This window comes from Pedobacter sp. CG_S7 (assembly GCF_040544395.1).
Classification (GTDB): domain Bacteria; phylum Bacteroidota; class Bacteroidia; order Sphingobacteriales; family Sphingobacteriaceae; genus Pedobacter.
Window position 1 is genome coordinate 111000 of sequence record NZ_JBEONS010000003.1, and the last position, 13410, is coordinate 124409.

The 13410-nt window shown below is 40.6% G+C and carries 11 protein-coding genes; 3 read left to right on the forward strand and 8 right to left on the reverse strand.

What is annotated here, in order from left to right:
• Positions 1-5: 5 nt before the first annotated feature.
• The 3 genes from AAKU52_RS03420 to dxs form a co-directional block, all read right to left on the reverse strand.
• Positions 6-1334, reverse strand: coding sequence for a sigma-54-dependent transcriptional regulator (locus tag AAKU52_RS03420; RefSeq protein ID WP_354330250.1), 1329 nt, complete (start codon positions 1332-1334; stop codon positions 6-8).
• 84 nt (positions 1335-1418) lie between these two features.
• Positions 1419-1730, reverse strand: a complete 312-nt coding sequence (locus tag AAKU52_RS03425; protein ID WP_354330252.1) for a hypothetical protein — start codon at positions 1728-1730, stop codon at positions 1419-1421.
• A 182-nt stretch (positions 1731-1912) separates the two neighbouring features.
• Positions 1913-3841, reverse strand: a complete 1929-nt coding sequence (dxs, locus tag AAKU52_RS03430; protein WP_354330254.1) for a 1-deoxy-D-xylulose-5-phosphate synthase — start codon at positions 3839-3841, stop codon at positions 1913-1915.
• Positions 3842-3992: 151 nt separating this feature from the next.
• Between dxs and glyA the strand changes: the two genes are divergently transcribed.
• Both glyA and AAKU52_RS03440 read left to right on the forward strand, forming a co-directional pair.
• On the forward strand, positions 3993-5264 hold the full coding sequence (glyA, locus tag AAKU52_RS03435; protein WP_354330256.1) for a serine hydroxymethyltransferase: 1272 nt from the start codon (positions 3993-3995) through the stop codon (positions 5262-5264).
• 45 nt (positions 5265-5309) lie between these two features.
• Entirely contained in the window at positions 5310-7649 is a 2340-nt protein-coding gene (locus tag AAKU52_RS03440; protein WP_354330258.1) for a PAS domain S-box protein, read from the forward strand.
• 258 nt (positions 7650-7907) lie between these two features.
• Here AAKU52_RS03440 and AAKU52_RS03445 read toward each other — a convergent pair whose 3' ends face one another.
• From AAKU52_RS03445 to rluF, 5 genes are all read right to left on the reverse strand, one after another.
• The gene (locus AAKU52_RS03445; RefSeq protein WP_354330260.1) at positions 7908-8678 is read right to left on the reverse strand and encodes a hypothetical protein; all 771 of its coding nucleotides are present in this window, start codon (positions 8676-8678) and stop codon (positions 7908-7910) included.
• Between the two features lie 151 nt (positions 8679-8829).
• Entirely contained in the window at positions 8830-9000 is a 171-nt protein-coding gene (locus AAKU52_RS03450) for a hypothetical protein (protein ID WP_354330262.1), read from the reverse strand.
• Between the two features lie 204 nt (positions 9001-9204).
• A complete protein-coding gene (locus tag AAKU52_RS03455) occupies positions 9205-9906 on the reverse strand; it encodes a ComF family protein (RefSeq protein WP_354330264.1) in 702 nt (233 codons plus the stop codon).
• 23 nt (positions 9907-9929) lie between these two features.
• Entirely contained in the window at positions 9930-10982 is a 1053-nt protein-coding gene (rlmN, locus tag AAKU52_RS03460; protein WP_354330266.1) for a dual-specificity RNA methyltransferase RlmN, read from the reverse strand.
• A 46-nt stretch (positions 10983-11028) separates the two neighbouring features.
• Entirely contained in the window at positions 11029-12072 is a 1044-nt protein-coding gene (rluF, locus tag AAKU52_RS03465; protein WP_354330269.1) for a 23S rRNA pseudouridine(2604) synthase RluF, read from the reverse strand.
• 135 nt (positions 12073-12207) lie between these two features.
• On the opposite strand from rluF, the gene AAKU52_RS03470 reads away from it, so the two are divergent.
• Positions 12208-13395: an amidohydrolase family protein gene (locus AAKU52_RS03470; RefSeq protein WP_354330271.1), complete on the forward strand. Its 1188-nt coding sequence runs from the start codon at positions 12208-12210 to the stop codon at positions 13393-13395.
• Positions 13396-13410: the final 15 nt, after the last annotated feature.

A 13410-nucleotide genomic window follows, 5' to 3' on the forward strand; every position in this document is an offset into this window, starting at 1 on the left:
TTATACTAATCAATCTCGTATCGCTCCATTTTGCTATACAATGTTTTACGGTCGATGTTCAGTAACTTGGCCGCCCTGGATTTATTGTATTTTACTTTGATCAATGTTTCCATAATTAAGGCTTTCTCGTTGATTTCATTAATTGCTTTTAGGTCTGATGTTTGTGGCCTTTGGTTTTGACTAACGGCCAGAATCATTTCATCTGGCAGTGAAGTGATTTCAGCCGTATCACCAGGGCTCAATAATACCATCCTTTTGATCACATTGCGGAGTTCGCGCAGGTTTCCAGGCCAATCGTATTTAACAAGGAGGTTTTTTGCTGCTGGGGAAATGTGCTGCACATTTCTGTCGAGTTGCGCATTGGAGCTTTCAACAAAATGGGTGATAAACAACTCGATGTCTTTGCCCCGTTCGCGCAGCGCGGGAAGTTGTATTTTGAATTCATTGATGCGGTGGTAAAGATCTTCCCTGAAAATGCCATTACTGACACTCTGCAGCAGGTCGTCATTTGTGGCGGCAATAATTCTTACATCTACAGGGATGTTTTTTGTGCTGCCCAAAGGCTGTATGACTCTTTCCTGTAAGGCACGCAGGAGTTTTACCTGCACCTCGTAACTGAGGTTGCCAATTTCATCTAAAAAAAGAGTGCCACCATTGGCGACTTCAAACTGGCCTTTTTTATCGGTGAGGGCACCGGTGAAGGCTCCTTTGGCATGACCGAAGAGTTCGCTCGCAGCCAACTCTTTTGATAAAGCGCCGCAATCTATCGCTATAAAGGGCTTGTCTTTTCTTTTGCTTTGGAGGTGTAATGCCCGGGCAGCGTACTCTTTTCCGGTGCCACTCTCGCCTTGAATAACCACGGACATGTCTGTGGGGGCTACCAGGTTGATGTGCTCATATAATTTATCTGCAGTAGCACTTTTTCCTTTGATCGTGTCGGCATGCTCCTCTGTTTGTTGTGGAGCGGCATTTTCTGTATGGTGGAGTGCATTTTGCATCAGCATCAGCAATTCCTCCGGGTTAACAGGTTTGGTGATGTAATCAAAAGCGCCCATGCGGATTGATCTTACTGCGGTACGGACATCGTTGAAACTCGTCATGATGATGAGGGGTACCATAGAACCTTTTTCCCGTACATGTGTTAACACATCTAATCCAGTGCCATCTGGTAAGCGGTAATCTACCAGTAATAAATCAAACTCCTCCTGCGCTAATAACTTGATGCTCTTTTTAACATCATGAACCGCAGTTGGAATATGTTTATGCTTTTGAAGAAAACCTTCTAATAACTGAGAGAATGTTAAATCATCTTCAATGATCAGTATTTTTGCCATAGGTATTTTTACGTATACCACAAAAATACAAAAGCCGGAACGATATCCGGCTTTTGTATTTTATTAATTTATTGTGTGGAGAGCTTATTGTTTTACAACGCCGTCTTTTCCAACGTTTAAGGAAGCAGTTTCTTCACCTTTTTTAACGTCTACCTGGAACCATTCGGTTTTGTCTGCAGCTACGACTAAAAATGCTGTAGTTGGTACCCATTCTTTGTATGGATCAGATTGTAATGTTGCTTTAACTGCATCTGGCAGTTCTTCTAATTTAACTGGAGTTTTAGTTGTACTGTCTTGTTGAGCAGTAATCGTTACCGGAGTTTTGATTTCGTTTGCCTGTACGGTGGCTATTCCTGCGAAAGCTAAAAATGCTGCTGATAAAATGATCTTTTTCATAAAACTATTTATTTAATTAATTATTTATGTTAATTCTAATAAGTAGTAATACATTATGGTGCCACCTTTGGCATAGTGCTTTAAAGGTGTTTAAAGCGCTATTTTAAAGATTTGGTGTTTTAAGGCTGTAGAGAAACTCCACAGCTTGTGGCGAATTGCAGCGTGTTTTTTTAATTTTTACCTTATGATGCGATGGTGGAAGTGGTTCTGCGCACAGCCACAGTTTTAACAGCTGCACTAATTGCTGCGGTGTCGTAACCACAAATTGCCCAAAGTTCTGCTTGTTCACCATGCTCCACCACCTCATCAGGGATGCCTAAGCGCAGTACATTTGAGCTATAATTGTTGTCGCCCATAAATTCCAGAACTGCAGAGCCCATTCCTCCCGGCAGGCAGCCATCTTCAACGGTAATCACATTTTTATAACGCTTGAATACTTCATGCAACATGGCCTCATCTATCGGTTTTACAAAACGAAGATCATAATGTGCCGGATGTATGCCTTCGCTGTTAAGCTCTTTACATGCTGCCACGGCAAAATTACCGACATGGCCAATAGTAATTAGGGCGACATCTTCTCCGTCACATATTTTTCGGCCTTTACCTATTTCCAGTGCTTTTAAAGGGCGTCGCCAATCTGGCATTACCCCATTGCCCCTCGGGTAACGGATAGAGAACGGTCCCCTGTTTTCTAATTGTGCCGTATACATCAGGTTGCGCAGTTCTTCTTCATTCATTGGTGCTGAAACCGTCATGTTTGGAATACAGCGCATAAAAGCCAGGTCGTAAGCGCCATGATGGGTAGCGCCATCGGCTCCGGCAATACCGCCCCTGTCTAAACAGAATACCACATTCAGGTTTTGTATGGCCACATCATGTATCACCTGGTCAAATGCCCTTTGCATAAAGCTGGAATAAATATTGCAAAATGGAACTAAACCCTGTGAGGCTAGTCCGGCGGAAAAGGTAACCGCATGTTGCTCTGCAATGCCCACATCGAAAGCACGTTTTGGCATGGCTTTCATCATGATGTTCATCGAAGAGCCTGAAGGCATAGCTGGAGTAATGCCTACAATGTTTTTATTCGCTTCTGCAAGCTCTACCAGCGTATGACCGAAAACATCCTGGTATTTTGGTGGCTGCGGTTTATCGCTGGTTGTTTTTTTGATTTCGCCGGTGATTTTATCAAACAGACCTGGTGCATGCCATTTGGTCTGGTCTTTCTCTGCAAGGGAAAAGCCTTTACCTTTTACCGTAACGCAGTGTAAAAGTTTAGGGCCGGGGATGGCAGAAAGATCCTTGATAATGGAGGCCAGCTTTTTAACGTCATGACCATCTACCGGACCAAAATACCTGAAATTGAGTGCCTCGAATAAATTGCTCTGTTTGAGCAAAGTGCCTTTAATGCTTTTCTCAATTTTCTTTATAAAACTATGGGCATTAGGCCCTAGCTCCGACAGTTTAATCAGCGCATTGGAAACATCATCCCGGAAACGGTTATAAGATTTTGAGGTCGTAATGTTGGTTAAATATTCTTTTAAAGCCCCAACATTAGGGTCTATAGACATACAATTGTCGTTCAATATAACCAAAAGGTTAGAGTTTTCTATTCCGGCGTGGTTTAATCCTTCAAAGGCTAAACCCGCTGTCATGGCTCCATCACCGATTACCGCTACATGCTGGCGGTCGGTTTCTCCTTTGTATTGGGAAGCAACGGCCATGCCTAATGCTGCAGAAATGGAAGTGGAAGAATGGCCTACGCCAAAGGTATCGTATTCACTTTCGGTGATTTTCGGGAATCCACTGATGCCATGTAAAAGGCGGTTGGTGTGGAAAACAGCTTTTCTGCCGGTCAGTATTTTATGTCCGTAGGCTTGATGACCCACATCCCATACTAATTTATCGTAAGGGGTGTTGAGGGCGTAGTGTAAGGCAACAGTGAGCTCTACTACACCAAGGCTTGCTCCAAAATGACCGCCATTGACACTTACTACATCAATAATATACTGGCGAAGTTCCTGACAAATTTGCTCTAAATCTTCTTCCTTATATGCCTTTAAATCAATAGGGTAATTGATGCTGGGTAATAATGGACGCTTAATATCTTCCATATGGGTTTATTTCGAATTTACAAAGTAAGGGATTTTGTTTAATATTATTGGCATATTTTGACTTTTGCTGTAACATTCATGGAATTAGATTGTCGTAAACAATTTTTTACCTTATTTTTACCGCGCATGAATTTAATACATACTATATAAAATGAAACGTGATACCTTAATTTTTGATTTAATTGGCAGAGAATTGGATCGCCAGGAAAATGGCCTTGAACTGATTGCCTCTGAAAACTTTGTGAGTAAACAAGTAATGGAAGCTGCAGGCTCTGTGTTAACAAATAAATATGCTGAAGGACTACCGGGCAAGCGTTATTATGGCGGTTGTGAAGTGGTTGATGAGGTCGAAAATATAGCAATTGAACGTGCAAAGAAGCTTTTTGGTGCTGCTTGGGTAAATGTACAGCCTCATTCTGGTGCGCAGGCTAATGCAGCGGTGCTGCTTGGTGTTTTGCAGGCCGGTGATAAGATTTTAGGTTTTGATTTGGCACATGGCGGTCACTTAACGCATGGCTCTCCGGTTAATTTTTCTGGTAAACTCTACCAACCTTTTTTTTATGGGGTTAAAAAAGAAGACGGCTTAATTGATTATGCTAAATTGGAAGAAATCGCTTTAGCGGAACGTCCGAAACTGATTATCTGTGGCGCTTCGGCTTATTCCAGAGAATGGGATTATGCCTTTATCCGCCGTGTTGCTGACCAGATTGGTGCTTTGGTATTGGCGGATATTTCTCATCCCGCAGGAATGATTGCCCGTGGTTTGTTAAACGACCCGCTTCCTTATTGCCATATTGTAACCACTACTACGCATAAAACTTTACGTGGACCGCGTGGTGGAATGATCATGATGGGTAAAGATTTTGAGAATCCATTTGGACAAAAAACGCCTAAAGGTGAGCTAAGAATGATGTCGTCTGTTTTGGATATGGCCGTTTTTCCAGGTACGCAGGGTGGCCCTTTAGAACATATTATTGCTGCTAAAGCAATTGCTTTTGGTGAAGCCCTGAGTGATGATTATTTAACTTATATTAAACAGGTTAAAGTGAATGCCAGTGCTATGGCTGCTGCCTTTATGGCTAAGGGTTATGGCATTATTTCTGGCGGTACCGACAACCACATGATGCTGATAGACCTGCGCAATAAAAATATTACAGGTAAAGCTGCTGAAAATGCTTTAGGTAAAGCCGATATCACCGTTAATAAAAATATGGTTCCCTTTGATGATAAATCTCCTTTTGTAACCTCTGGTATTCGTGTGGGTACTGCTGCTATTACAAGCAGAGGTTTTAAAGAAGGCGAAATGGAACAAATTGTTGCCTTAATAGATGCGGTATTAACTAACCCTGACGAGGAGATTAACCTGTTAAATGTTAAATCTCAAGTATTAGTTTTGGCAAAACAATTTCCTTTGTATAAATAATGTTACCTTGCAGCACTTAAATATAATTCTTGTTTAAATTGTTACATGTCAGATAAAAAGGAACTGGTTGATAAGTTTGATAATTTATGCAAACTGGCAGCCTTGATTTGTATGGTACCCAGAGCCATCCTGGTTTTGAAAGAAGAAGGACAAATGAGGCTGAAAGCCTCTTTTGGAATTGGTGGAAACAGCAGTGAAGATTTGCGTGATTATTCTTTTTCGGAAGCGGTCTTCAATCAGGATGGTTTTTTTCAAATTGCTGATACTTTACAGGATGATCTTTTTAAACAGCATCTTAATGTTTTAGGCAAGCCGTTTATACGTTTTTATGCCGGGGCGCCATTGCTTGATAAACAGGGAAATAAGGTGGGTGCTATTTGTGTTTCGGGCGACCAGCCTCAATATTTAAATGCGGAGCAAAAAGAAGCTATTCTAACCTTAGCTGAGGAAGTGATTACCCATTTAGCCTTAAAAAAAAATGAAAGGGAGTTGCACCTGCAGATGGAGCAGTTTGAAGAATTACGCTCCCTGTCTGCCATTTCTTCTGAAATTCATTGCATTCTGGATTATAGTGGAAAGGTGCTCTTTATCAATGATGCGGTATTTCAATTATTGGGCTATAGCGTATCTGAAGCTTTAGGAATGAAGATCTGGGAGGTTTGTCATAAAGACGACCTGGAAATGGTCGTTAATTTTCTTCAAGATGGGTTAAAGCACCAAAAGAAAAACTTTCAGCTTGATTTTAGAGTGATCGGTAAAAGTGGCATCATCCGCCTGATTAGCTGGAGCATGGTGATCAAGAATGAACGTTGGTATACTTATGGCCGCGATATTACAGAAAGTAAAAGAGTTGAAACCGAACTCCTGAAACTTTCTTTTGTGGCCAGTAAGGTGAACAATGCCATCGTGATCAATGATGCCAATAACCATGTGACATGGGTGAATGCTGCTTTTGAAAAAATTACTGGATTTACGCTGGAGGATTTGAAAGGCAGACGATTGGGTGACCTGATCTCGGGTCCGAAAACAGATGTTTCTTTAATTGAACATGCCCGTGAACTGAACAGACAAAACCAGAGTTTTACGCTGGATATTTTGGCTTATAGAAAAGATAAAAAACCAATTTGGGTGTCTGTTTACAACACCATTGTTTTTGATGAAGCAGGGAAAGTGAGTGCCGAGGTTGAAATTATTATCGATATTACCGATAAGAAATTAGCCGAACAGGAGATGCTGGAAGCGAAAGAACAGGCTTTACAATTGAGTGAGGCTAAGGAAATGTTTCTCTCGGTGATGAGCCATGAAATAAGGACGCCGCTGAATGCTATTTTGGGGATGACCCACCTCTTGCTGGAGAATGATCCGAAGCCTTCGCAAATGGATGACCTCCATATTTTAAAATTCTCTGGGGATAACCTGTTGAATATTGTGAATGATATTCTGGATTTTACTAAAATGGAAACGGGTAACCTGCAGCTGGAAGCTATTCCTTTTAGCCTGCGCATGCTGGTGAACGACATTTTGAACTCCCTGCAGGTGAATGTGTCCAAAAAACAAAATACTTTGAAACTGAGCTTTGGTGAGGGGATTCCGGAACGACTGCTCGGCGACAAAACGCGCTTGTACCAAATCTTAATGAATTTATTGGGCAATGCGATTAAATTTACCCAAAATGGGCTTATTGAGCTTTTTGTGACCCTCGATGTGGAAAGGGAACAAAACGTGGTGCTGTTTTTTGAAATAAAAGATAGTGGCATCGGGATTCCTGCTGATAAGCAACAATATATTTTTGAATCCTTTACGCAGGCCAAGTCTGATATCTCCAGAAAATATGGCGGTACTGGATTGGGACTGGCCATTACCAAAAAACTGCTGCAATTATACGGTTCGGAAATTGTAGTGGAAAGTAGCGAAGGGAAAGGTTCAGCTTTTTCCTTCCATATTGCTTTTGATAAAATTCCTGTCAGTATCGATGCTAATGCTGCTGCTGAAGAGATTCCGGAGGTCTTCCATCATAAAAGGATCCTTGTGGTTGACGATAACGAGATCAATGTTTTGATTGCGAAACGCATATTGAACAAATGGGGCTTGTTGACTGAAGTGGCCTACTCCGGTACGGAGGCTATAGCGAAAGTGAAAAATGGTTTATTCGACCTCGTTTTTATGGATGTGAAAATGCCTGACATGGATGGCTTTGAAGCAACCAGCATTATCCGTAAACTGGAAGGTGACTATTTTAAAACCTTACCTATTATTGCTTTAACGGCTTCTTCCCTGGATGATGAAGCGGTCAAATTTAAGGAAAGTGGCATGAATGGCCACTTACTGAAGCCCCTGAATCCTCCTGATTTTAAACGTTTAATACTAGAGTTCCTAACGGTGTAAGCGAGCGCCTATCTTCCATTAAAACGTTGAATTTGGGAGCGGAAATAGAATAGCAAAACTTCCTGAAAAGAAGAAAGGGCCAACATATCCTAAAATATGTCGACCCTTAAATTAACGCTCTCACCACAAAGAAACGCAAATTATTTGAAACCACAACTATTATTTAACATTATTTTAACAATAAATAATTTGTTTGTATTATAGTATTGAATATGAGGTGGTTATTGAATGTTATAATGACGATATCAATTTTGTATCCTAGTCAGGATTATCAGAATTAGTATTTTCAGGATTAGCTTTTGATGGAACGATACTTGCGAAAAACAGCGCAAGCACTACAGCAGAGATTGCAATCCATAAATTGACAATAGCCATAAAGTATAAAATCCATATAATAGAAGTTAATACAGAGGCTATTATAAACGTTAAACTAAGAAAAAAAATAATATTGAGTACAGGTACTAAAACATTTTGTAAATACCTCTTTTTGTCATCTTGATACACGTATACAAGATTCATATTTGCAACCATTTTATAGGGAATACAGAAAGCTGCACCTGGTATTTCCTTCATGGTTACTTTAATTGTTTTACCATTCTCGTCTTTTTCTTGCTTCAGTGTTCGAGCATCGGTCAAAAAAATATTTTCTAAGTTATTATCATCTTTGTTTATGGTGTATTGGGAAATGATCCCTTTATATAGTTTAGTTTCGCCAGCTATTTCACAGAGTATGTCAGCGACTGTGAATGCAGGTGTTTTATTGGTAGAGTTGCTATAAAGGATTTTTCCACCATGAATATAATAATGCCAGTAATTCTTAAATCTTAAAAGAGGGGAATAAACATCTAATTTGAGAGACCTAACCAACCAATGCAGTATTAGGCCAAAAAAACATGAGAAAGAATAAATCAAAGCAATTATAATCAGTAAATCCTTATAAGTTTTGTAGATCAAATCCTTTTCTGGAACTTCGTTTTTTGAAATAGGAGTTGCAATTTCTTGAATTGTATCATAGCTCAACGAATTCAAGAGCTCAAATTTAGAGACACTTTTGAAAAAATAAATGGATAAGAAGGTGATTCCTATGGATAATCCACTGAAAAACACGTTCCATAGCAGTTTATCTAATTCGTTTGATTGATGAAATTGTTTCGTGAATTCACCGCGGTAGTAGCATTTTCTAAAAAGGAATAGGGTTGCTAATGATTTTTTTATAAAGTTCCTTTCGGCCTTCCGTGGTTTTCAAAATCACCTTTGTTTTCTCACTAATCAGTGGTTCCTCAGTGTTGAATTGAGTAAACATGTTAGAGGCAACTCTAAATAAATTATTTATAATGCTGTCTTTACTCATTTTATCCCTTTTTTAAGGGAGCGCAAAATTAGAGATTTTTATTTACCTTTTTATGGGTTATAAAAAAATATGTTATTTGACATATTGACTCTTTGCTCCTGATAGTATTGTATAATTACAACAGCTAATATACATTTTAGTTTGATAAATAAAACATGAATTATCAAAAATCGATTACTCGTAACGTTGTCTCCAGGATGCGCGTTATTTTGTGAATGCTGCAGCAGCGAGGCTTATCTTTGCGGGTTTGTGCTGATTAAGGGTAGTGGCGCAGGCTTCTAGCGTTGCACCGGTAGTGATGATGTCATCGACCAGCAAAATATGTTTAGCTGTAATTAAAGTGGGTTGTAAAACCTTAAATACTTGCTCCAGGTTTTCAAACCGCTTAAATCTTTCATTTTTAGTCTGACTTTTTGTTTCCTTGTGTTTGATCAGCACTTTTGTTAATACGGGTGCTTTCAGAACGGCTCCAATGCCGTTGGCAATGTATTCGCTTTGGTTATAACCCCTTGCCCTTTGCCGCTTTTGATGGAGGGGTACAGGAATGATGTAGTCGATGGTTAATGGGGTATGGCCCGTTAATAAGCGTTCTCCAATCATTTGGCCTAGGTAGAAGCCTATTTCAGGTTGATTCTTATATTTTAACTGATGCATCAGGTTTTGTGTTCTGCTTTCTTTTGTGAAATAAAGCAATGCCATGGCCGAATGTAAGGGTACCCTGCCCCAGAATTGTTTAGCTAAGGGATTGTCTTTATAGCGGTGGAAATCAGTATAGGGCAATTGAAATTCGCATTGCAGACAGATTTCTTTTTCAGTTTTTTTTAACGACGTTCCGCAAGCAGGGCAGAGCTGCGGGTAAAGCAGCGATGTGAAGTCTTGGAGGAGGCTTTGAAAGTTGAGGAGCATAGCTCCAATATAACGATAATCTTTTAGGCGGTGGTTTCTTTTACAGCCAGTTGACCACAAGCGGCATCGATGTCTTTTCCTCTGCTTCTTCTGATATTGGTATTGATGCCCTGGCTTTTCAGGTAATTGGAAAAGGCATCTATTTTATCGCCTGCTGCATTGATGAAGTCTGCAAACTGAATTGGATTGTATTCGATCAGGTTAACTTTACATGGGACATGCTTGCAGAACTTAGCGAGGTCTTTGGCGTCTTCAATTTCATCATTGAAATTGTTGAACACGATGTATTCATAAGTTACCGGATTTTTTGTTTTGGAGTAGTAATATTTTAAGGCCTCTGCTAATGCTTTTAAGGTGTTGTGTTCCGTAATGGGCATAATTTCATTACGCTTGGTATCGTCTGCTGCATGAAGTGACAAAGCGAGGTTGAACTTAACGCCGTCATCGCCCAATTTCTTGATCATTTTAGCTATTCCCGCCGTTGATACGGTAATGCGCTTCGAGGCCATATTTAACCCATCAGGGGCAGTAATGCGCTCAATGGATTTCATTACATTGGCATAGTTGAGCAAAGGCTCGCCCATGCCCATATAGACGATATTAGTTAAGGGTACATTGTAATTTTTCTTAGCCTGCTGGTCAATTAAAACAACCTGGTCGTAGATTTCATCCGCATTCAGGTTCCGCTTGCGGTCCATGTAGCCCGTTGCGCAAAACTTACAGGTTAAACTGCAGCCAACCTGTGAACTGACACAGGCTGTCATCCGCTCTTCCATTGGAATTAATACGCCCTCCACGATATTACCATCATATAACCTGAAGGTGTTTTTGATGGTGTGGTCGTTACTGAATTGGGAATTGTTTACTTCAACCACATTGATGGCAAAATGCTCATCAAGCTTATTTCTAAGGTCTTTACTGAGGTTACTCATCTCGGCAAAAGTACGGGCAGATTTTTCCCAAAGCCATTGATAAACCTGCTTAGCCCGGTAAGTAGGTTCATTAATGGAATTGAAGTGTTGCTGTAATTGTGCTAAATCCAGCGCACGGATGTCTGTTTTTTTAATAGTAGCCATTTGGCTGCAAAGCTACCTAATATTAATGAAGTATTGCGATTAACCTTTACTTGCTTTTACCGGGGGCCCCTGGTTTTCCTCTGGATGGTCTGACTGGTCTTTTAGCCGGTCCATTGGTTTTGTGCCAATCATTGGTTGTGGCACTGGAGCTCCTGCCGCCTGCACCGGGTCTTTCGCCGCCTGCTGGTTTTGCAGATCTGCCTTTTCCTGCGGCTGCGCCTCTGGTTTTTGCTCCTGCACCTTTAGCGCCTAATTTGCCTGGTTTAGAGAATGCCCTTCTGTCTCTCCCTTCTTTAGTGATGAGTGCTTCGGGCTCTTCTTTAACAAACTTCGCTTTCTTTACGACTCTGCGGGGTTCAACACTTTTTTCTGAACTGGATTTAGCAACAAGCTTGTTGATGCCATCCATTTCTTCGGGTGTTAATGCTCTCCATTCGCCCAGTGGCAAGCCTTTTAAGTTGATGTTCATGATTCTGGTACGTTCCAGCTTCGTGATTTCATAACCGAAATACTCGCACATCCGCCTGATTTGTCTGTTCAACCCTTGAATCAAGGTGATCTTAAAGATCAAAGGGGTTTCTTTAACAACTTTGCATTTCTTGGTCATCACACCCAAAACGGGTACGCCCTTTGCCATGCCTTCAATAAAGCCTTCAGTGATTGGCTTATTTACGGTTACAATGTATTCTTTTTCGTGGCTATTCCCTGCTCTTAAGATTTTATTTACAAGGTCTCCGTTATTGGTCAGGAAGATTAATCCCTGAGAATCTTTATCTAAACGGCCAATGGGGAAAACACGCTCACTATAGTTTACATAGTCAACGATATTGCTTTTTACATCGGCTTCTGTGGTGCTGGTGATTCCTGTAGGCTTATTGAAAGCCAATAGGATGGAGTTTTCTGCTTCTTTTGGTTCAATGGTTTGGCCATTTACGACAACAACATCTCCAAAAATAATTTTATCGCCAACCTTGGCCTTTCTACCATTAATGAATACATTGCCCTGCTCGATATATCTGTCTGCCGCTCTTCTGGAGCACAAACCGCTTTCGCTAATATATTTGTTTAATCTTGTATTGGTATCAGACATGGGAAAAGTTTAAATTGTATTTCTTTTTGCAAAGAAAAGCAATTTAAACCCTAAACTGTCAAAATATTTATTAAGGAATTTTCCGGAAGCCAGTATAGGCCGCAACTTGTCCATAAAAAAGGTACTTTTGCCCCTATGCTTCAATACCTTTCTGCATCAATTGTATACCCTGTTTCTACTGCTCCATTAAAAAAGGGCGTGCTTGTACTGGAAGCGGATGGTACGGTTATTTCTGTATTGTCGGCCGAGGAAGCAAAAGTGCAGGGGATTATACCCATCTTTTTTGAGGATGGTGTGCTGATACCTGGCTTGATCAATACGCATTGTCACCTGGAACTTTCTCACCTTTTTGAGAAAATACCGGAACATACGGGGCTGCAGGATTTTGTTAGGCAAGTGATCAAGCATCGGGGCACCGAAGAAAACAGGGTGCTAGAGGCAATGTATGCTGCAGATGTAGAAATGTACAAAAATGGAATAGTGGCGGTTGGTGATATTTCTAACTTATTGATCTCTAGAGGGGTGAAGCTGTCTAGTGAGCTTTATTACCACACTTTTGTAGAAACCCTTGGCTTCGATCCGCAAAAGGCTGTAGCCATCATGGAAAAATCAAAAAGCTTGAGGGCAGCTTTTTCGCCATTAACAGCTACGGTTAATCCACATGCCCCTTATTCGGTGTCGAAGGAATTATTTGCAGAAATCCGCCGTTATAGTGCTACAACGGAAAACCTGATCAGCATGCATAACCAGGAAACTGTGGATGAAAATCTCCTTTTTGAAGAAAAGAAGGGAGCTTTTGTCAAGTTATATGAGTTTTTAGGTTTAGATATCAGTTTCTTTGACGCATCGGGGAAAAGTTCCCTTCAAAGTGTATTGCCGGAATTGCCTGCAGGGAAAACTTTATTGGTGCACAATACCTATACCAACGAAGCGGATGTTACATTTGCACAATCGCTTCATGAAAATTTATTCTGGTGTCTATGCCCCAATGCAAACTTGTATATTGAGAACCGGCTGCCGCAAGTGAAAATGTTGCAGCAGGCAGGATTGAAAATTACTTTAGGTACAGATAGTCTGGCAAGCAATAAACAGCTGAATATTTTAGCGGAAATGAAAACCCTACAGGAGTGGGCAGCGGAAAAATCTACGGTCCTTGAATTTGAGGATTTGTTGCGTTGGGGGACATTAAATGGTGCTGAATTTTTAGGAATTGACGCTCAATTTGGTAGTTTTGAGGTGGGAAAAAAACCTGGAATTAATTTAATTACTGGAATGGTTGGCGGCCAGATTTCAGCATTGACAACGATAAAAAGAATACGCTAGCAACAAAATAGGATA